This is a genomic window from Thermodesulfobacteriota bacterium (assembly GCA_025062045.1).
GTDB lineage: Bacteria > Desulfobacterota > Syntrophorhabdia > Syntrophorhabdales > JANXAF01 > JANXAF01.
The window spans coordinates 272147-291217 of record JANXAF010000001.1; the positions used below are offsets into that span (position 1 = coordinate 272147).

Here is a 19071-nt window from a genome sequence, read left to right on the forward strand (position 1 = left end):
GATGCAGGACAAGATCATCTCCAAGGCTAATGAGCTACTGGCAAATACTTACAAAAGGTTTCCCATAGTCGTCACACGGGGTGAGGGATGCTGGGTGTGGGATTTGACTGGCAGGAGATACTTAGATTTTATAAGCGGTATCGCGGTATGCAACCTTGGACACACCCACAGAGGTGTGGTAAGTGCTATAGCCTCTCAGCTTGAAAAACTAACCCATATTTCGAATCTTTTTTACAATGACGTGCAGGTTAAGGCGGCGGAGATGCTTATCGAGCATTCTTTTGGCGATAAAGTCTTTTTCTGTAATAGTGGCGCTGAGGCAAACGAAGCGGCCATAAAATTAGCACGGAGGTATTCTTACAAAAAATACGGTCCTTCACGGTTCAAGATAGTAACGATGGAGAATTCATTCCACGGAAGGACCCTCGCCACCCTTTCTGCTACAGGTCAAAATAAGGTGAAAGAGGGTTTTGAGCCCCTCCTTCCCGGTTTCATCCATGTCCCTTTTAACTCGAAGGAAAAACTGGAGGAAGCGATAAACGAAGGGGTATGTGCGGTTATTATTGAGCTTGTGCAAGGTGAAGGGGGTGTTCGTATTGCCGATTTCGACTACGTGCAATTCTTAAGGGAAATCACAGAGAAAAACGATATCATTTTGATTGTCGATGAGGTCCAAACTGGCATCGGCAGGACCGGAAAGCTCTTTGCTTACGAACACTACGGGATAGAGCCAGATCTTATGACCCTTGCAAAGGCGCTTGGAAATGGTTTTCCCTGTGGAGCCCTTGTCGGTAAGGAAAGATATATGGAGGTACTAGAGGTCGGAACGCATGCATCCACTTTTGGGGGTAATCCTCTGGCGGCAAGCGCAATTTTTGCGACATTGAACACCATATTCGATGAAGGACTCCTTACTCACGCCCAGAAAGTTGGAGATTACCTGGGGCAGGGTCTTGCAAATTTAAAGGAGAGGTTCGGTGTCATTAGAGAGATTCGAGGATTGGGGCTCATGTGGGGGATAGAGATCGAGGGAGACGGTGAAAGATTGGTGCGCGATTTCTTCGAGGAAGGGATACTTATAAACTGTACGCAGGGAAATGTACTTAGAATCCTTCCACCCCTTATAGTTGAGGAGGAACAGATAGATCTTTTTTTGGAAATTGCAGAACGGATTATGGGAAGGTACGAGAACCAAAGGGGGTTAGCGAAAAATGAAAAGAGACTTCACAAAGCTACTCGATATAACCATCGATGAGGCAAGATCGATCCTTGAAAGAGCTAAAGAATTAAAAGACTACAAGAAGAGAAGAGTACCCATCAAAACACTCGAGGACAAGATTCTCGCCATGATTTTTGAGAAGGCATCAACTAGAACCAGGATTTCCTTTGAGGTAGCCATGAGGGAATTGGGCGGACACGCTATCTCGCTAAACGTTTCCGAAACACAGATGAGTCGTGGTGAACCATTAAAAGACACAGGCCGCGTACTAAGTAGATACGTAAGTGCTATACTGATTCGAACCTATAGTCAAGAAACAGTCGATGAGCTTGCGAGGTGGTCCACTATCCCTGTGATTAACGGCCTTTCAGACAAATATCACCCCTGTCAGATCTTATCAGATATATTTACGATAGAGGAGCTAAAGGGAGATATAAGGCGACTCCGGATAAGTTACATTGGTGACGGTAACAACGTAGCGAATTCTTTAATCGAGGCTTCCATTCTTTTTGGTTTTAAACTTAGCCTAGCAAGCCCTGAAGGTTTTTTTCCTGATGAGGAATTAACAAAGAGGGCAAAAAGGGCGAATCTTTTGGACATGACAACGAATCCAGAGGACGCGGTGAAAGGAGCGGACGTAATTTACACTGATGTGTGGGTTTCAATGGGTCAGGAAAAGGATTCAGAGAGAAAAAAGGAGGTCTTCAGGCCTTTTAGAATCGACGACAATCTCTTAAGAAGAGCAAAAGACGATTCAATAGTACTACACTGCCTGCCAGCCCATAGGGGAGAGGAGATAACGGACGAGGTATTTGAAAAATTTCAGGAGGCGATCTTTACGCAAGCCGAAAATAGGTTGCACGTCCAAAAGTCTCTCCTTGAATGGCTTATGGCTTAAAGCTTGGAGGGAATCATGGATCGAATAAGAAAGGTTGTGCTTGCGTATTCTGGCGGTCTTGATACTTCTGTAATCCTTCACTGGCTTAAAGAGAAGTACGACTGCGAGGTAATCGCTTACGTTGCGGACATAGGCCAAGAGGAAGACTTCCAAGAAATAAAGGAAAAAGCATTAAATACAGGCGCAAAAAAGGTGTACATAGAAGACCTAAAGGAGGAGTTCGCAAAAGACTTTATATTCTTCGCCATAAAAGCCTCCGCTATTTACGAGGGACAGTACCTTTTGGGTACTTCTATTGCGAGGCCACTTATAGCAAAAAGGCAGATCGAGATAGCCAGAATGGAGAATGCCGATGCTGTTGCGCACGGAGCGACGGGAAAAGGAAACGATCAAGTGAGATTCGAGCTCACTTATTACGCCTTTGAGCCAGATATAAAAGTCATAGCTCCTTGGAGAGAGTGGGATTTCACATCCAGAGAAGAGCTGATCGAATACGCGAAAAAAAACAAGATTCCAGTAAGCGTTACCAAAGAGAAACCGTATAGCATAGACAGAAATCTCATGCATATAAGTTATGAAGGGGGCATCCTCGAAGATCCATGGCTCGAACCGGAAGAAGACATGTTCCTTCTTACAAATTCACCTGAAAAGGCCCCGGATAGACCCACTTACCTTGAGATTTCGTTCGAGGACGGGACTCCAGTAGCCATTGATGGAAAAAAGATGTCTCCGTATGAAATAGTCTCATTTTTAAACAAAGTTGGTGGAGAAAATGGAGTGGGAAGGGCTGATGTGGTGGAAAACCGTTTTGTTGGGATGAAATCTAGGGGTGTTTATGAGACGCCCGGTTGTACTATTCTCCACATCGCCCATAGGGCAGTAGAATCTATAACTATGGATAGAGAAGTCATGCACCTAAGGGATAGTCTCATCCCTAAAATTTCCGAGCTTATCTACTATGGATTCTGGTTTTCTCCCGAGATGGAGTGTATAAAAGAGTTTGTGGAGAGCTCTCAAAAGGGCGTCACGGGAATAGTGAGGGTAAAGTTATATAAGGGTGGTTGCTACGTTGTTGGTAGAAAGTCTGAAAAATCCCTGTATTTAAAGGACTTGGCAACCTTTGAAAAGGGAAAAATGTATGACCAAAAAGACGCAACCGGTTTTATTAAACTCAATTCTCTTCGTTTGAGAGTTCGCAATCTCGTAAATAGAGGAGGATGATTCTGTATGAAAAATTACGACCATGAAGAGATTGAGAAAAAGTGGCAGAGGATTTGGGAAGAGAAAAAGCTGTTTAAGGCTACGGAAACCGGTGAAAAACCGAAGTATTACCTCCTCGAGATGTTCCCTTACCCATCTGGAAGGATCCATATGGGACATGTGAGAAACTACTCGATTGGGGACGTTCTTGCGAGATATAAGTGGATGAAGGGATATAATGTCCTCCATCCGATGGGATGGGACGCTTTTGGAATGCCTGCGGAAAACGCAGCGATGGAACACGGTATACATCCCGCGGAGTGGACTTATCAGAATATCGAGTACATGAAAAGTCAGTTAAAAAGGCTCGGTTTTAGTTACGACTGGGATAGGGAGATAACCACATGCGATGTGGAATATTACAAATGGGAACAGTGGATGTTTCTCAAGATGTATGAGAAGGGGCTCGCCTATCGGAAAAAGGCACCCGTTAACTACTGCGAAAAATGCACAACGGTGCTAGCGAACGAGCAAGTAATCGACGGAAGGTGCTGGAGGTGTGGAGAGCAGGTTATTCAGAGAGAACTCACCCAATGGTTCTTTGCAATAACAAAATACGCCGATGAACTATACGAATTCTGTGACAAACTCAAAGGCTGGCCTGAAAAGGTAAGACAGATGCAGAAAAACTGGATAGGCAAAAGTGACGGAGCCGAGGTCGATTTCATATTGGAAGATGGCAGACCTTTAAAAATATTTACCACAAGACCTGACACCCTTTTCGGAGTTACATTTATGGTACTAGCTCCGGAACATCCGCTTTCCGAAGAGCTCCCTAAGGGGACGCCGTACGAAAAAGAGGTAAAAGCATTTATAGAAAGAACGAAAATTCAAAGCAGGTCCCAAAGGCTGGAAGGGCTTACGGAGAAGGAAGGAGTCTTTACCGGAAGGTATGCAATAAATCCTTTAAATAATGCGAGGGTTCCTATATTTGTTGGGAATTTTGTACTTATGGAGTACGGGACCGGTGCAATAATGTCTGTTCCGGCCCACGATCAGAGGGATTTCGAGTTTGCCAAAAAGTATGGACTTCCCATAGTCATTACTATTATGCCCTACGACAGGACTCTTGACCCAGCTACAATGGAAGCCGCCTACGAGGGCGAAGGGTACCTTGTAAACTCTATGGATTTTAATGGAATGGACAACAAAGAGGCAATTCCGAAGATAGTCGATTTTCTTGAAAAAAAAGGGATTGGAAAAAGAGCAACGTACTATCGACTTAGGGATTGGGGCATTTCGCGGCAGAGGTACTGGGGGGCACCCATACCGATAATATACTGTGATGAGTGTGGAATAGTTCCGGTACCCTATGAGGATCTTCCAGTTATCCTACCACTCGATCTTGAAGTGAAAGTGGTTGGAAAATCTCCGCTTGCTGAAAGTCAGAGCTTTTACGAGACCGAGTGTCCTAGATGTAAAAGATCTGCCAAGAGGGAAACCGATACGATGGATACCTTCGTTGAGTCTTCTTGGTACTTTTTGAAGTTCACGTGTCCACATTATAAAGAGGGTCCTTTGGATAAGAAACTCGTCGACTATTGGATGCCCGTAGATCAGTACATAGGGGGAATAGAGCACGCAATCCTCCACTTGCTGTACTCTCGCTTCTTTAATAGAGTCCTAAACGAGCTCGGTTTCGTAAAAGTGAGGGAACCTTTTGAAAATCTCCTCACCCAGGGGATGGTTATAAAAGACGGTGCAAAAATGAGTAAATCGAAAGGAAACGTTGTGGATCCCGACTATCTAATAGAAAGATACGGAGCAGACACAACAAGACTCTACTGTCTCTTTGCCGCCCCACCGGAAAAAGATCTCGATTGGTCAGACAGGGGTGTGGAGGGATGCTATAGGTTCCTTCAGAGGCTTTGGAGGTTTGTCTCGGAAAGAGAAGAGAGTCTCAAAAAAGTAGAGACTATTCTCACAGTCTCGGAGAAATCGTCTAAAGACAGAGAACTCACTTTTAGGATCCACAAAACCGTAAAAAAGGTGACAGAAGACATAGAGAGATTCCATCTCAATACCGCAATTGCATCGATCATGGAATTTCTAAACTTCCTCTATAAACTTCAAGAAGAGAAAGGCACGGATGAGATATCCCCGGAGCTTCTCAAAGGTGCGGTATGGACGATTCTTAAGCTTCTTTACCCTTTCACACCGCATATAACCTGTGAACTCTGGGAGATGACAGGGGGAAGATTGGAAGAACTAATTGATGGATGGCCTGCATACGAAGAGAAATATACAACCGAAGAGACAGTAACGATTCCGATCCAGATAAATGGCAAGCTGCGGGATACGCTAATAGCAAAAAGGGGGTTGAGCGAAGAAGAATTAAAGAGTATGGTCTTTTCACTGGAGAAAGTTAGAAAGTACACGGAGGGAAAGGAGATAAAGAAGGTGATAATTTTGCCAGACAAACTAGTAAACATAGTATGCCAGTGAAAATCTTTTTAACCCTTATTGTAGTTACTCTCATTCTTTCCTCATGCGGTTATCAAATCGTCAAAGAAAGGGGTCTATATAGTGGTGAGATAAAATCGATATACCTCTCCGGTTTTAGGAATGAAACCTTCGATCCCCACATATCAATGTACGTGACACAGGCATTCTCGTCCGAACTTATATCTCTGGGCATCTTCGACATAAATAGACCCGCCTTCGATGCAAAACTCGAAGGTCTTATACGGAAGATTACAGTAACACCTAGAACTCTGGATAAAAGAGGGTTTGCACTGGAAAAAAACCTAGAGATGGAGCTTGAGATCTCGCTTACGGCCAAAGATGGAACACTAATAAAGAGATGGCTCCTTACGGACACTGAAATTTTTAGGGCAGATAACCCTAACTACGAGGATTACTACAAAAGGGAGGCGATTCAGAGGGCCGCAGCGAAGATTGCAAGACGGTTCTCCTCCCTCATCCTTATGGAGTACTAATACAATCAGGCACTTCCTTGAAGGAGCTTATTTACCTTTTTTGTGAACCTTGAAATCTTTCTGGATGCTGTCCTTCTGTGGATAACGCCTTTGCTTTTTGCTTTATCGATCATAGAAATGGCCTTTCTTACTAGCTCGTCTATTGTTTTAGGATCTTTTTTCTCTTGGATCGCAAGAAGGGCCTTCTTCATGTACGTCTTCATTGCCGATTTGATGCTGGCATTCCTTATCCTTCTTGCTTCAGCCTGTCTCGCCCTCTTTAAAGCCGACTTATTCTTCTTTTTCTTCAATCTTGCCTCCCTTTATGTCACTAACTAACACGAACTTAGAGCTCTGTCAATCACTTCCTTCCAGCACTCCTTTTTGATGCTTTAAGAGGATTTATCTTCTGTTCTTCCTGCTTTACAACCCTCTTCACATGGGTGGCCATCGGGCAAAGACCATTCTGCCATTTCAGTGCTGGGTATGGAAAACTCAGACAATACTTTCCTGAATCAAATTCCTTAACCCTGGCACAACCTTCACAATTTTCCACAATTGGATAACAAGAACCACCGTTGAAGGAGCAACCAGTCTTTTTCATAAAGACGCATTCCACACCTTTCTTTACTGTTTGGCAAACCATGCTTACCTCCGGTGTACTCAAATTTTTCTAGGTTTTAACCAGGATGAAAACTGGCTCGTTATTAAACAAAATTTTTTGAAAAATGTCAACAACTAAGGAATATTGACAAGGCGATTCCTTAAAAGTATGCTTTTTAACGGATGCCTCTTTTGGAAACCGACGACAGTATCAGAAAGATTCTAGAGACCGCGAGAAAAGTTGCTGTCTTTGGTATAACTAAAGATCCAAACAAACCCAGTAATTTCGTACCAAAAGCTCTAAAAGAAAAAGGATTCTCTCTTGTAGGTATCAATCCGAGATATGCGGGCCAACAAATAGAAGGAATAAAAGTTTTTGGTTCTTTATCCGAGGTTTCTGAAGAAATAGATGTCGTTTTGGTATTTAGGCGACCAGAGGATCTGCCTGAAATAGTAAATCAGGCCGAACTCAAAGGGTTTAGAACATTTTGGATGCAACCTGGCACTGTAAACGAGGCCGTAAAAGAAGATCTCATAAACAAAGGTTATAATGTGGTTGCAAGAAGGTGTATGAAAATAGAGGCCGAGAGGTTACTGAGATGAATGTCTTTAATTCCATTTGAGGAGGGTCCATTGGCTTTTGTTCTTTTTATACTTGGGAGTCCTAGAAAGAACGGAAGTTCTGAGAGGCTTCTAAATCTTTTTCAGGAGGAAATGGTTGATAGAACGGTAATTTCCGAGACCGTCCGTGTGGGAGACTTGCACATATCGGCGTGTCAGGGGTGCCGTTTCTGTGAGGTTCACGGTGTTTGTAGAATTAAAGACGACATGGAAAGGATTTATCACCTTTTTAGGGAGTCCGATCTCATCGTAATCTCGACTCCTGTTTTCTTTTATAACGTTCCGTCCCAGCTCAAAGCCTTAATTGACAGAACCCAGACACTTTGGGCAAGAAGGTATCGTTTCGGATTAAAGGACCCCAAAGCCGAAAAAAGACAGGCTCTGTTTTTAGTTGTTGGCGCCACCAAGGGCCAGAAATTGTTTTCCGGAGTTGAGCTTACCGCCAAGTACTTTTTGGACGCTCTCGGAGCAAGATTTTTAGGCCTTCATGGCTTAAGAGAGGTGGAAAAACCTGCAGACATCGATTCCTTTCCTCAATTCGTGGACGAACTTAAAAGAAGGGCAAAAGATTTACTAGAGGATCTGACGAAGAAAAAGAGAATTCTCTTTTTGTGTAGGGAAAATGCTTGCAGAAGTCAGATGGCGGAGGCTCTTTTTCAGCACCATGCCAAGGGAGAATTTGAAGCTCTTAGTGCCGGTGAGAGCCCTGCCTCGTTCGTTAATCCGAACGCAGTTGAAGCCATGAGAGAGGTTGGAATCGATATCATGTTTAGGCGACCTAAAAGTTTGGAAAGGTTGAATAGTATGTTTCCAATCGATTTTGCCATCACGATGGGTTGCGAGGGTTCTTGCCCTGCTTTCATTGCAAAAAGAGTATTCGAATGGAAAATTGAGGATCCTAGTGGAAAGCCATTGGAAAAATTCAGGGAGGTGAGAGATACGATCGATAGAAAGATTATTGAGCTTTTGAAGATTATAGAAAAGGAAGGCGTTGGAAATGGGTAGTTTTTTTTCGTTCTTTAAAGCGTTATGAGTTCTGACTGGTCTACGATGAATGGGGTCTTAAGTGGTACTGACCTAAACTTTAATATCTTGACAAAAAGCGCAACGTGAGGTAAACGATTAGGGAAGAATTGTATACAAAACGTCTCTTTAAGGGGGGACAGTAAAAAAGGAGGGGAACATGAAAAGGTCTATAAGTATCCTTATTACGCTCAGTCTCATTTTTTGCGCCTATTTGGCTATCTCCAAAATCTCTTTTGCGCAGCAGATAGTCTTAAAATACGCTAACTTCCCACCTGCCACAACATTTCCCTGTGTTCAGATGGAGAGATGGGCAAAAGAGCTTGAGAAAAGGACAAACAACAAGGTAAAGGTGCAGACTTTTCCCGGTGGTACGCTGCTTTCTGCAAGAAATATGTTTGACGGTGTAATAGCAGGAACAGCCGATATAGGAAATTTCGCCATGAGCTACCATCCTGGGAGGTTCCCAGTAAGCGAGGCAATAGATCTGCCTATCGGGTTTACGAGCGCAAGGGCGGCAAGTATGTCACTTATCGATCTTTTAGAAAAGTATAACCCCAAGGAATTTGAACAGGTAAAGGTTCTTACTGCCTTCACATGCCCTCCTGCGGATTTCATGACCAAAATCCCCGTAAGATCTCTAAAGGATATAAAAGGTATGGAGCTCAGAGCAGCAGGCACTGGCGCAGAAGTATTAAAGAGACTCGGTGCAGTCCCTGTTGCTATGCCTCAGTCTGAAGCACCTGAGGCGATCCAAAAAGGGGTTGTAAAGGGGAATGTATCATCGATGGAGATACTTAAGGATTTTAATTTTGCTGCCTATCTACCATACGCTACGGAGGCAAACCTCTTTGTTGTGAGTTTCGCAGTTGTTATGAATAAAGATAAGTGGAATGCTCTCCCGGAGGATGTGAAGAAAGTTATGGAAGACCTAAGAAGGGAACAGGCCGAGTGGACGGCAACGTATGTGGATAATCACGTAAAGGAAGCCCTAAAGTGGGCAAGAGAAAATTACAACCACCAGCTTTTTAAGTTACCTCCAGAGGATATAGAGGAGATAAGAAGGCTTACAAGACCAATGATAGATGATTACATAAGAAGGGTAACAGCGCAAGGACTCCCAGGAAAGCAGATTATAGACGACGTGTATAGGTTCAAGGAGAAGTACGAGAGGATCTATAAGTAAAATTGTCCGCGGGGTAAACCCGCGGACCCTCAAAAAAAGGGGTACGGATGGGTGGGCTTAAAGCTTTAAGTTTGCACATAAATAAGTTCTGCGCTTTTTTAAGCGGGATCTGTATCGTTATATTGACGGCTCTTGCTTTGGGAAACATGATTTTTAGGATTGTCTATAGACCGATTCAGGGTTCCTATGAACTTATAGGTTTTTTCGGTGCTGTCTCCGTTGGGCTTGCTCTTGGTTACACCCAGATGAGGAAGGATCATGTAATAGTTACGATTCTTAGCGATAAGTTTAATTTAAGACTTAGAAGATTCTTGGATAGGATTTCATACACTGGAAGTGCCCTTTTTTTCGTCATATCCGGGTGGCAAACTTTTAGATGGGGAACGAGGCTTCTAAAGACAGGCGAGCTTTCTGAGACATTAAAGATTATTTATTATCCCTTCGTATACGCTCTCGCTTTCGGATTTTTTGTCATAGCCTTTACCCTAATCGTCGATCTTTTACTCACTTTAGAAAGGAAATAGCGAAATGACCCCACTGGACGGTCTTATAGGTACCCTCTTTATGCTTTTTTGTATGCTTTTTTTGCGGATTCCTGTTGGCTTTGTAATGGCAATAGTTGGATTTTTGGGTATGGGATACGGAGTTTCTTGGAAAGCAGCCCTCAACATGGTAGGAACCGACCTCTGGCATACATTTTCCGCTTACGGGCTTACGGTTATTCCGATGTTCGTACTTATGGGACAGATATGCTTTTACTCACAAGTAAACGAAAGACTCTATGGAACCGCGTATAAATGGTTTGGAAGCATAAGGGGCGGGCTCGCCGTAACTACAATAATGGCTTGCGCTTCTTTCTCAGCTATATGTGGCTCCAATACCGCAACAGCTGCCACTATGACAGCTGTAGCCCTTCCCGAAATGAAAAAATACCGGTACGAGCCTCTCATAGTAGCTGGATCTATTGCATCCGGCTCAACTCTTGGCGTTGTGATTCCTCCAAGTGTGGTACTCGTTGTTTACGGCTTATATACTGGAACATCCATAGCGAAACTTTTTTTCGGAAGTTTTGTTCCTGGACTTATACTCGCAGCAATTATGGCAATAATAGCCTTTCTTTTATGTGCCATAAAACCCGAGCTCGGGCCTGAAGGACCGCGCTCATCATGGCAAGAAAAGCTTAGGTCCTTACCTGATGCGTTGGACATGGTTTTACTTTTTGGAATCATAATGGTGAGTCTTTACGCTGGAGTTTTTACGCCTTCGGAGGCAGGCGCTGCTGGATCTTTTGTGGCAATAGTCATTGCACTTCTAAGAAGGAAATTAACGCTTAAAGGATTCTTTAATGCTCTCATAGATACTTTGAGAGTTACCTGTTTGATATTCATGCTTATAGGCGGGGCCACTTTATTTGGACGATTTTTGGCAGTAACAAGGCTTCCTTATGTGGCTGCCGAATGGGTTGCCTCATTGCCATATCCAGCCTGGGTTATCCTTTGGGCAATGATCGCAATCTACATAATCGGTGGATGCGTAATGGACGCTTTAGCCTTCCTTTTGATCACCATACCGATATTTTATCCCGTTTCCCAAAAACTCGGTTATGACCCTATATGGTTCGGTGTCGTCCTCACTGTCGTAACAACAATGGGGGCCGTTACCCCACCTGTCGGTATTTCGGCTTACATTGTTTCGGGCATATCAAAGGAGATTCCTCTCTCCGTCGTATTCAGGGGGATTTCGTTCTTTCTTCCCTCCTACATAATGACGCTCATACTTCTAAATCTCTTTCCCTCCCTCGTTACTTTCTTTTCTGGCCTTGTAAAGCATTAATTTAATCTTTAACGAACGTTGGCGCATTCTTTGCCGTTTTACCTCCCTTTATCTTGTGGTAGTAATCGTAAGTTAAAGGTTCGAGATCCGAAAGTACTTCCGCATTCTCTACTTTTCCGACAAATATCGTGTGTGTCATGACTTCCAGCTTTTTTTCAAGTCTGCACTCTATGAACGCTATCCCATGATCCAATACTATGGGCGCTCCGGTGAGCCCTACTCTAAAGTTTAAATTCTCAAACTTGTTAATCTCCCTTCCCGATCTGAAACCGAATCTCCCTATAAATTCGAGGGGTGTATGTATGGAGAGTACGGTTATCGAGAATACTTGGCTCCTATCTATAAAGTCGTGCGTTAGATTATTCTTGTTTATGCAAACCGCAAAAGTTGCAGGATCAGATGAAACTTGGAAAACTGTATTCGCTATCTGGCCGTTCAGGCTCGAATCTTTCCTCGAAGCGATAATGTAAACCCCGTAGCTTATCTTTTGAAATGCTTTTTTATTCATCCTACCTCCTTATTCTATAAAGTCTCTAATCAAGAGGTTTACGAAAACCTCTCCCATCTCCTCTTTTAGGAAAGGCGTTACAATTATTCCTCGTACCTTTTCCTTCAGAGAATCAAAAGGCTTTGCCATGTAGCCGTACCATATTCTCTTTTTCTTATCCAATATCTTTACTTTTCCTCCAGACTCGTAGATTGCTTCTGGAAAGAGAAGGATTCTCGGTGGAGGGTTGCCATATCCAAATGGTCCAAGAAGCTCTAGTGCCTCAACAGCTTCTCTACTTAATTCGTCAAAATTTGCCTCAGTATCAAATGGAATTTCTTTTTTCTCGTATGAGATGGATTCAAGAATAGATTCAAAGGCCAAAGAGAATTCCTCAAGACTTTCCCTCGTGAGGGAGAGTCCGCAAGCGTACTTATGGCCACCGTATTTTAAAAGGAGATGTGAGATTGATTTGAGAGATTCGAAAAGATTTATCTTCTCTGGTGCCCTACCTGAACCCTTAATCACACCATCTACCGACGTCAAAATTATAGCTGGTTTTGCGTGGGCCTCACAGAGCCTTTGAGCCACTATTCCCAAGACTCCTATATGCCAGTCTTCCTTAAAAAAAACTAGGCATTTCTTTTCATAGAGATCTACTTTTGCCGTAAAGGCGTTTATTTCATTTAAGATCTTCTCTTCCATAGACTGTCTCATCCTATTGTCCTCATTGAGCTCCTCTAAAAGGCGGATCGAAATCTCAGGATCTTCTTCGATCAAAAAATCTAGGGATTTTTTCGGCCGGGAGACCCTTCCCGGCGCATTTATCCTGGGAATGATAAAAAATGTGAGGATATAATCGTCGAGTCTGTTTCTGGGTATAGTCTTCGTCTCGTAAAATGATTTAAGCCACTGCCTTGGTTTTTTTTTCATCATCTCAAACCCGAATTTCACGATCAACCTGTTCTGTCCAGTCAAAGGTACAACGTCTCCGACTGTGCCTAAAGTGACAAAATCGAGTTCATTTTTTAGATTGATAGGGAAATGTAACTTGCCCATCTTTAAAAGTTCTCGCCTTAGTGCAATAAGAAAGAAGAATGTGACGCCACATGCGGCAAGATCCCTCGTGGGAAAGGAAGAGTCCTCTCTTTTTGGATTTACAAACGCATATGAAGGCGGACCTTCATCTTTTACCTCATGGTGGTCGATTATAACAGTGTCCATTCCTAAACTTTTTGCAAGTTCTACTTCTTCCGCATTTGTCGATCCGCAATCTAGCGTTATTAGAAGTCTATTACCTCTCGCAAAAAGTTTTCTTACTGCTTTTTCGTTAAGTCCGTATCCTTCCATCCTCGTTGGGATGTAACATTCAAAGTCTATACCTAACTTCTTGAAGAAATTGACAAGAAGAGCACAGGATGTGATCCCATCTGCATCGTAGTCACCATAAATCGCAATCTTCTCGTTTTTTGTAATCGCTTCTACTACCCTTTTTACAGCCAAGTCCATATCCGGAAGAAGATACGGGTCCGAAAGGTCTTTAAGATCCGGAAATAGGAATTTCTCCGCCTCTTCCTTTGTGCGTATTCCTCTCGCAAGCAAAACCCTTGCCACAACCGAAGGCAGGCCAAAGTAACTTTTTAGGTCCTCTACCATTTTTGGCCTCTCTTAAAATAAGCTTTTAAGCCTTTTACTATCTTCGGGATAGCAAGAGGGTCGAGAAAGGTGGCTGTCCCGACCTGGATAGCTGAACAACCGGCCTCTAAGAAAAGGATCGCATCTTTTACGTTCATTATCCCTCCAGCTCCAACTATCGGAATTGGTAAAGATCTTTTACAATCGTAGATGGCTTTTAGTGCGAGAAACTTAAGGAAAGGCCCAGATATCCCCCCTCTTACCAAGGTATCTCTTTCTTTCCACATTCCAGGAAGAGTATTTATGAGCGTTAGGCCGTCTGCTCCCGCCTCATAAGCCGCATAGGCAATCTCCACTATATCGGTTACTTCTGAGGAAAGTTTTACCAATACCGGAATTTTAGTCACGGATTTAAGTCCGCGAACTATCCTTCCAACGATTTTTGGATCCTTTCCAAAAATAATTCCACCTTGTTTGACATTAGGACAGGAGAGATTTGCCTCCAAAGCCAAAACAGCCGGATTTTCACCTATAAGTCTACCACACTCGACGTACTCATCCTCCGTAAACCCAAAGATGTTGAGTATCACGGGGGTTTTACGTCTTATGAAAAATTCTGTATACTCCTCGAGAAATCTTTTAATTCCAAAGTTTTGGAGGCCTATCGAATTTAACATCCCGAATCCGAGATCGAGTATACGGGGCTGGGGGTTTCCCTTATGTGGAAACACGGATAAGCCCTTTGTCACGAAGGCTCCAAGAGTACTTATCTTCCACAATCTTTCTATTTCCTTTCCGTATCCAAGGGTTCCCGAGGCGTTCATCACGGGATTCCGTAATTTTTTTCCAAAAAGCTCTAAAGGGAAAGTTCCCATAGGCTGAAGACTGGGCCTTCGTAACATACCCTCTTTATCGGATCCTTCGGATCTAAAGTTTCCACTACACATCCGAAACAGAGTCCCATTCCACATGCCATTCTCTCTTCGTATAGAACCTGGCATGGAAGTCTGTATTTCAAAAGAGCATCTTTTAGGCTTTTGTACATCTCTTTGGGCCCGCAGGCGAAGATTTCCACATCCTTATTCTTAAGATCATCGATCTTTTCCCTAAAAAGGGAGATCACATCCCCCTTCTTGCCGTAAGTCCCATCCAACGTAGATATGAATAGATCATAATTTGTGAGGTTTCCAAGTAACGAAAGGTTGGAAGAAGAAGATGTTCCAAAAAAAATCCAAACGTTCTTTTTTAGGCTTTTTATAAGAAGATTGACCCCCGCTACACCTATACCACCGGCGATAACGACGTATAATTCTCGCTCAGTTATACTGAATCCTCTACCGCAAGGTCCAAGAATGAAAGTCTTTTCGCCTCTCTTCATCTTGCTTAAAACCCTTGTTCCAACTCCTTTCACTTTGTAAAGGATAGAAATTGTGTCTTTTTCGCATTCGTAAGCTGTGAAAGGTCTCCTCAAAAATACCTGAGGTCCCTGTATTTTTACCATCACGAACTGGCCTGGTCTAAATGCGGGGATCCTTCCCTTTACTTTAGCTTTTAGAAGGAAATGGTCCTTTATAACTTCCCTGTTTTCGATAACGGTAACTTCCATGTCTTTCATGGTAATTCAAAGTCTTAGGCGCATAAGAAGTGCATCTTCTTTGGTGTCTTGGTAGTAGCCTTTCCTTCTTCCGATTATTTCGAAACCGAACTTTAAATACAGATGGATCGCCACGAAATTATTCTCTCGAACTTCAAGAAACACGTATTTTACGCCCCTCTGTTTGAGAGTTGAAAGAGTATACGAGAGAAGTTTTGTTGCGTATCCCTTTTTACGAAATTTTGGGTCCACCGCAAGACTCAACACATGGCACTCGTCATATGCCAAAAGACACATGATATATCCCACTATCCTTTCATGCACCTCGAGAAGGTAATTTAAAGCAATGGGCGAGCATATCTGCATTTTTAAGGTTTCTTTCGTCCATGGAGAAGGAAAGGATGCTTTTTCAATCTCAAAGATTCTATTTATGTCCTCAATCTCGATCTCTCTTATCTTCGAATCCTCTTTTTTATACTCGAGTTCTGAAAAATTTTCTTTCATATCAAAAAAGGGAGGAGAACCTAACTAGATCCTCCTTGGAGTTTATATTTGCAAATACTGAGACTTTTCCGTTATAAAAGAATGGGTTATCAAAGAGTGTTTTGACGTTAAGGTACGGAAAAACGGATTGTATCTTCATAAAGCCTGAGGCGAGGCTTTTTACAAAGAATGGGATGCACCTTCGGCTGTAGATAGCGTGTAACGGTTCGAATCCTTTTTCGGTCCTGGGAATTACTACATCCTCTCCCCTCAAATTATCAACTACATAACGTACGCTTTTTTCGGTAACGAATGGCATGTCACAGGCGAGAACAAAAGTGTACTCTTGTTCGCTACACACAAGGGAAGTAACGATTCCAGATATAGGGCTCCTAATATTTATTAGGTCCCGTACTACTCGTGCTCCAATTCCCGAGAGAACTCTGTGATTGTTCGTCACAATTATAATATCATCGAAGATCCTTCTCGCCACATCATACACATAAGTTATCAAGGCCTTCTTATTGAATTCGATTGTAGCCTTATCGTGTCCCATTCTCGTGCTTAAGCCACCTGCTAAAATAGCACATGAGATAGGCACGGCGAATCTTTATTTAGCATCTTTTGTAGAGGGAGTAAAGGATTCCCGTTTTTTGGGATAGCAAATCTACATTTAGGATCTTATTGACATTGGCTAAAGCGAATTTGCTATCATATTTTCGTCAGTTAAAATCGAAGGAGGGGTTATGGCGAGGGATCCTGAGATCGGATATAGAATTTTAGGTACAATAGTCAGTGTTAAAGGAAAATGTAACGCCGGCCATTTTGTGGGAGAAGAGTTCGAAATATCCTGTCACAATCCGGCAGGTCTTTGCGGTTTCTTTTACTACCACATCTTTCCCAGTCTTGCGACCTTTCAATTCGGGGGGTCCATGCCTTGGTGGGGTAGTGACACGATTGAGCTTTCCTGTCCAGACAAAAACAATGAGGTCATCATTCGCCTCTTTCGGCAAAAAAGAAGTTGAAGATGGGCGAAGCTGAAAAAGAGGAATTAGAACCAAGAACGAAAACGCTAAGGCAGGACATAATAGAGGCTTTAAAGGTCCAAAGTATGTCACTTAGAGAGATTTCTAAGGCTGTAGGGATCCCCGAAAGTGAGGTTCTTTCACACTTAGGCCACATAAAAAAGACGATAGCTAAATTAGGGTACGTTCTTGAAGTTTCACCCGCTCAATGTCTTTCTTGCGGTTTCATTTTCAAAAAGAGGGACAGACTGAAAAAGCCGGGTAAATGTCCCTCCTGTCGAAGTACGTTTATAGAGCCCCAGATCTTTAATCTGAAAAAAAATAAATAGATGCTTGATCTTAGAAAGACGTAGATATCGTCCTTTTGAAACCTCAAAAATTTTTTCTCTTGACATGGTCTTTTGAATTTAATACAAATTTCGTAGAATCGATGTCTAATGATAAACTAATTGTTAGGTCAAAAAAAGAAAAGAAAGCTATTCATATCGCTAAAGTTGCTGCCAAGCTTTTCAGTAAGAAAGGATTCCTGGAGACTTCGATAACCGATATAGCAAAATCTTCAAGGATGAGCAAAGCCAACATTTATTACTATTTTGAGGACAAAAATTACTTACTAACATACATACTCAACAGCTTTTTTGATACTATTCTTTCTGGGACAGAAGTGTACGAAAGTCAGAATCTGAGCTGGGAAGAAAAACTTAAACTGTTTATAAAGAGGCATGTGGACATCTATGTTCAGAATACGCCTCAGGCAAAGGTACTCTTTAAAGAGGTCAATAATCTGGACTTAAAAAATCGAAAGATAATGAGGCAGAAAGAGAGAAAGTACTTTGAGATCTTAAGAAATATTGTTGCTGGCTATTTAGGGGATAAGGTTCCAAAAGAATATGTGACTGCTTTGACCTTTTTTATACTTGGAGCCTGCAACTGGATGTACCTTTGGTACGACCCGAAAAAGAAGATAACGCCGGAAAAGATATCGGAAATGATCTTCCAGGTATTCAAAAACGGGATATCCTCCTTTATCCATTAGATTCGTCTCCTTGACAAACATTTCCGTCAAAATTAAGCTTAGACAGAATGGAGTGTCCAAAGTTAAGGCCCGTTGAGATGGTCCCGGTCAAGGATGGCCAAAAGGAGCTGATCCTTATCCGGGATCCGGAAGGCATACTGGAGGAAAATTTAGTAGTTTCGAAGGATGTGGCCTACCTTTTTTGCCTTATGAATGGGAAGAGAACTTTAAGGGATTTGCAAGCTGAATATATGAAAGCTTTTGGCGAGCTAATATACATTGAAAAGTTAAATGATCTTATAGCATCGCTGGACAAACACTTCCTTTTGGAAAACGAAAATTATTACGGCCGTTTAAATACGTTAAAAAGAGAGTACGAGGCTTCGCAATCTCGACCCGCTTATCTTGCGGGAAAAAGTTATCCGGCAAATAGAATGGAACTACTTCTTTTTCTTGATTCATTTTTCTCAGAAAAGGAAAAGAGGGCAAAGCTTGAAGGAAGAATCACAGGCGTTCTCTCTCCTCATATTGACTATTTGAGGGGAAGGGACGTTTACGTAAGTACCTACGAGTACTTAAGAAACTTAACGATACCCCTCATAGTAATATTTGGAACTTCCCATAAGGTGTCAGAAAAGCTTTGGAATATTTCGATTAAGGATTTTTTAACTCCTATCGACAGGGTTCCCGTATCCAACGACTTAAAAAAGTTGATATCCGGCAACAAGGTTTTAAAAGATTACATTTGCGAATGGCCCCACAGGACGGAACATTCTATAGAATTACAGCTTCCGCTTTTACAGTTTACGATTCAGAACGAATTTGAAATCCTTCCGATTCTTACTGGTTCGATGCACGAATATGTACTTGACGAAAAGAACCCAGACGACGGAGAGATCGAGGATCTTGTATCGTCTTTAAAATCCTGTCTCGATACCTACGGAAAACCTCATATTGTCCTTTCAGCAGCCGATCTTGCGCATATAGGTGCCCAATTTGGGGATGAATACCCTCTTGACATTTGGACCCTTAAGAGTTCCCAGGCAAAAGACGAAAGGCTTTTGGAAGCTGTAAAAGAGTGTGATGCGCAAAGGTTTTTGAATCTTATAAAGGAGGAGAAGGACAGAAGGAGAATTTGCGGGCTTGCCCCCATATATTTCCAGTTAAAAATGGTCAGTGGTTCCCGCTGTCAAATTACAAAGTACAAACAGTGGACTGATGGGGCATCGTCCGTTAGTTTTGCAGGTGCAATATTCTATACTGATGAGTAA

22 protein-coding genes are annotated in these 19071 nt (G+C 42.5%); 14 read left to right on the forward strand and 8 right to left on the reverse strand.

The features are described from left to right. The first annotated feature begins 1 nt into the window (after window position 1). Genes NZ583_01335 through lptE form a run of 5 tightly spaced genes read left to right on the forward strand, consistent with a single transcriptional unit; the run spans window position 2 to window position 6316 of the window. Complete coding sequence (locus tag NZ583_01335) at window positions 2-1255, forward strand: aspartate aminotransferase family protein (GenBank protein MCS7280262.1); 1254 nt, start codon at window positions 2-4, stop codon at window positions 1253-1255. Beyond that, window positions 1212-2117: an ornithine carbamoyltransferase gene (gene argF, locus NZ583_01340; GenBank protein ID MCS7280263.1), complete on the forward strand. Its 906-nt coding sequence runs from the start codon at window positions 1212-1214 to the stop codon at window positions 2115-2117. Before NZ583_01335 ends, argF begins: the two co-directional genes overlap by 44 nt. Window positions 2118-2132: 15 nt before the next feature. Further along, window positions 2133-3338, forward strand: a complete 1206-nt coding sequence (locus NZ583_01345) for an argininosuccinate synthase (protein ID MCS7280264.1) — start codon at window positions 2133-2135, stop codon at window positions 3336-3338. Between the two features lie 6 nt (window positions 3339-3344). Continuing rightward, entirely contained in the window at window positions 3345-5822 is a 2478-nt protein-coding gene (leuS, locus tag NZ583_01350) for a leucine--tRNA ligase (GenBank protein ID MCS7280265.1), read from the forward strand. Beyond that, on the forward strand, window positions 5813-6316 hold the full coding sequence (gene lptE, locus NZ583_01355; protein ID MCS7280266.1) for an LPS assembly lipoprotein LptE: 504 nt from the start codon (window positions 5813-5815) through the stop codon (window positions 6314-6316). Before leuS ends, lptE begins: the two co-directional genes overlap by 10 nt. A 5-nt stretch (window positions 6317-6321) precedes the next feature. Here lptE and rpsT read toward each other — a convergent pair whose 3' ends face one another. Together rpsT and NZ583_01365 are read right to left on the reverse strand one after the other, a co-directional pair. Continuing rightward, complete coding sequence (gene rpsT, locus NZ583_01360; GenBank protein MCS7280267.1) at window positions 6322-6606, reverse strand: 30S ribosomal protein S20; 285 nt, start codon at window positions 6604-6606, stop codon at window positions 6322-6324. Window positions 6607-6656: 50 nt separating this feature from the next. Further along, complete coding sequence (locus NZ583_01365) at window positions 6657-6941, reverse strand: PxxKW family cysteine-rich protein (protein ID MCS7280268.1); 285 nt, start codon at window positions 6939-6941, stop codon at window positions 6657-6659. A 140-nt stretch (window positions 6942-7081) separates the two neighbouring features. On the opposite strand from NZ583_01365, the gene NZ583_01370 reads away from it, so the two are divergent. From NZ583_01370 to NZ583_01390, 5 genes are all read left to right on the forward strand, one after another. Continuing rightward, on the forward strand, window positions 7082-7501 hold the full coding sequence (locus tag NZ583_01370) for a CoA-binding protein (GenBank protein MCS7280269.1): 420 nt from the start codon (window positions 7082-7084) through the stop codon (window positions 7499-7501). Window positions 7502-7531: 30 nt separating this feature from the next. After that, a complete protein-coding gene (locus tag NZ583_01375; GenBank protein ID MCS7280270.1) occupies window positions 7532-8524 on the forward strand; it encodes an NAD(P)H-dependent oxidoreductase in 993 nt (330 codons plus the stop codon). 178 nt (window positions 8525-8702) lie between these two features. Continuing rightward, window positions 8703-9728, forward strand: coding sequence for a TRAP transporter substrate-binding protein (locus NZ583_01380; protein ID MCS7280271.1), 1026 nt, complete (start codon window positions 8703-8705; stop codon window positions 9726-9728). A 47-nt stretch (window positions 9729-9775) separates the two neighbouring features. After that, complete coding sequence (locus NZ583_01385) at window positions 9776-10252, forward strand: TRAP transporter small permease subunit (protein ID MCS7280272.1); 477 nt, start codon at window positions 9776-9778, stop codon at window positions 10250-10252. A gap of 4 nt (window positions 10253-10256) precedes the next feature. Further along, a complete protein-coding gene (locus NZ583_01390; GenBank protein ID MCS7280273.1) occupies window positions 10257-11561 on the forward strand; it encodes a TRAP transporter large permease in 1305 nt (434 codons plus the stop codon). A gap of 1 nt (window position 11562) precedes the next feature. Here the strand turns inward: NZ583_01390 and NZ583_01395 are convergent, their stop codons facing one another. From NZ583_01395 to NZ583_01420, 6 genes are read right to left on the reverse strand one after another with little or no spacing between them, the layout of a single operon-like run. Continuing rightward, window positions 11563-12069 carry a flavin reductase family protein gene (locus tag NZ583_01395; protein MCS7280274.1) on the reverse strand — a complete coding sequence of 169 codons (507 nt, stop codon included), beginning with the start codon at window positions 12067-12069 and terminating at the stop codon, window positions 11563-11565. Between the two features lie 9 nt (window positions 12070-12078). Further along, window positions 12079-13704 (reverse strand): single-stranded-DNA-specific exonuclease RecJ, encoded by a 1626-nt coding sequence (gene recJ, locus NZ583_01400; GenBank protein ID MCS7280275.1) that lies wholly within the window; start codon window positions 13702-13704, stop codon window positions 12079-12081. Further along, complete coding sequence (locus NZ583_01405) at window positions 13698-14558, reverse strand: dihydroorotate dehydrogenase (GenBank protein MCS7280276.1); 861 nt, start codon at window positions 14556-14558, stop codon at window positions 13698-13700. The genes recJ and NZ583_01405 overlap by 7 nt, the downstream gene beginning before the upstream one ends. Beyond that, window positions 14540-15298 (reverse strand): dihydroorotate dehydrogenase electron transfer subunit, encoded by a 759-nt coding sequence (locus tag NZ583_01410; GenBank protein MCS7280277.1) that lies wholly within the window; start codon window positions 15296-15298, stop codon window positions 14540-14542. The genes NZ583_01405 and NZ583_01410 overlap by 19 nt, the downstream gene beginning before the upstream one ends. A gap of 6 nt (window positions 15299-15304) precedes the next feature. Then, window positions 15305-15781, reverse strand: coding sequence for a ribosomal protein S18-alanine N-acetyltransferase (gene rimI, locus NZ583_01415; protein ID MCS7280278.1), 477 nt, complete (start codon window positions 15779-15781; stop codon window positions 15305-15307). Window position 15782: 1 nt separating this feature from the next. After that, complete coding sequence (locus tag NZ583_01420) at window positions 15783-16361, reverse strand: molybdenum cofactor guanylyltransferase (protein MCS7280279.1); 579 nt, start codon at window positions 16359-16361, stop codon at window positions 15783-15785. Window positions 16362-16506: 145 nt separating this feature from the next. On the opposite strand from NZ583_01420, the gene NZ583_01425 reads away from it, so the two are divergent. The 4 genes from NZ583_01425 (at window position 16507) to amrB (ending at window position 19071) form a co-directional block, all read left to right on the forward strand. After that, window positions 16507-16785 (forward strand): TIGR04076 family protein, encoded by a 279-nt coding sequence (locus NZ583_01425; GenBank protein MCS7280280.1) that lies wholly within the window; start codon window positions 16507-16509, stop codon window positions 16783-16785. Window positions 16786-16787: 2 nt separating this feature from the next. Continuing rightward, window positions 16788-17114 carry a transcriptional regulator gene (locus tag NZ583_01430; GenBank protein MCS7280281.1) on the forward strand — a complete coding sequence of 109 codons (327 nt, stop codon included), beginning with the start codon at window positions 16788-16790 and terminating at the stop codon, window positions 17112-17114. 101 nt (window positions 17115-17215) lie between these two features. After that, the gene (locus NZ583_01435; GenBank protein MCS7280282.1) at window positions 17216-17821 is read left to right on the forward strand and encodes a TetR/AcrR family transcriptional regulator; all 606 of its coding nucleotides are present in this window, start codon (window positions 17216-17218) and stop codon (window positions 17819-17821) included. Between the two features lie 47 nt (window positions 17822-17868). Then, window positions 17869-19071: an AmmeMemoRadiSam system protein B gene (gene amrB, locus NZ583_01440; protein ID MCS7280283.1), complete on the forward strand. Its 1203-nt coding sequence runs from the start codon at window positions 17869-17871 to the stop codon at window positions 19069-19071.

Excerpts from the sequence above, each read along its gene's own strand:
- NZ583_01335 (MCS7280262.1), top strand. The coding sequence starts at position 2 with ATGCAGGACAAGATCATCTCCAAGGCTAATGAGCTACTGGCAAATACT.
- argF (MCS7280263.1), top strand. The coding sequence starts at position 1,212 with ATGAAAAGAGACTTCACAAAGCTACTCGATATAACCATCGATGAGGCA.
- NZ583_01395 (MCS7280274.1), bottom strand. The coding sequence starts at position 12,069 with ATGAATAAAAAAGCATTTCAAAAGATAAGCTACGGGGTTTACATTATC.
- NZ583_01365 (MCS7280268.1), bottom strand. The coding sequence starts at position 6,941 with ATGGTTTGCCAAACAGTAAAGAAAGGTGTGGAATGCGTCTTTATGAAA.
- recJ (MCS7280275.1), bottom strand. The coding sequence starts at position 13,704 with ATGGTAGAGGACCTAAAAAGTTACTTTGGCCTGCCTTCGGTTGTGGCA.
- NZ583_01385 (MCS7280272.1), top strand. The coding sequence starts at position 9,776 with ATGGGTGGGCTTAAAGCTTTAAGTTTGCACATAAATAAGTTCTGCGCT.
- NZ583_01425 (MCS7280280.1), top strand. The coding sequence starts at position 16,507 with ATGGCGAGGGATCCTGAGATCGGATATAGAATTTTAGGTACAATAGTC.
- leuS (MCS7280265.1), top strand. The coding sequence starts at position 3,345 with ATGAAAAATTACGACCATGAAGAGATTGAGAAAAAGTGGCAGAGGATT.
- NZ583_01430 (MCS7280281.1), top strand. The coding sequence starts at position 16,788 with ATGGGCGAAGCTGAAAAAGAGGAATTAGAACCAAGAACGAAAACGCTA.
- lptE (MCS7280266.1), top strand. The coding sequence starts at position 5,813 with ATGCCAGTGAAAATCTTTTTAACCCTTATTGTAGTTACTCTCATTCTT.
- NZ583_01345 (MCS7280264.1), top strand. The coding sequence starts at position 2,133 with ATGGATCGAATAAGAAAGGTTGTGCTTGCGTATTCTGGCGGTCTTGAT.
- NZ583_01410 (MCS7280277.1), bottom strand. The coding sequence starts at position 15,298 with ATGAAAGACATGGAAGTTACCGTTATCGAAAACAGGGAAGTTATAAAG.
- NZ583_01380 (MCS7280271.1), top strand. The coding sequence starts at position 8,703 with ATGAAAAGGTCTATAAGTATCCTTATTACGCTCAGTCTCATTTTTTGC.
- NZ583_01435 (MCS7280282.1), top strand. The coding sequence starts at position 17,216 with ATGTCTAATGATAAACTAATTGTTAGGTCAAAAAAAGAAAAGAAAGCT.
- NZ583_01370 (MCS7280269.1), top strand. The coding sequence starts at position 7,082 with ATGCCTCTTTTGGAAACCGACGACAGTATCAGAAAGATTCTAGAGACC.
- NZ583_01405 (MCS7280276.1), bottom strand. The coding sequence starts at position 14,558 with ATGGGAACTTTCCCTTTAGAGCTTTTTGGAAAAAAATTACGGAATCCC.
- rimI (MCS7280278.1), bottom strand. The coding sequence starts at position 15,781 with ATGAAAGAAAATTTTTCAGAACTCGAGTATAAAAAAGAGGATTCGAAG.
- amrB (MCS7280283.1), top strand. The coding sequence starts at position 17,869 with ATGGAGTGTCCAAAGTTAAGGCCCGTTGAGATGGTCCCGGTCAAGGAT.
- NZ583_01390 (MCS7280273.1), top strand. The coding sequence starts at position 10,257 with ATGACCCCACTGGACGGTCTTATAGGTACCCTCTTTATGCTTTTTTGT.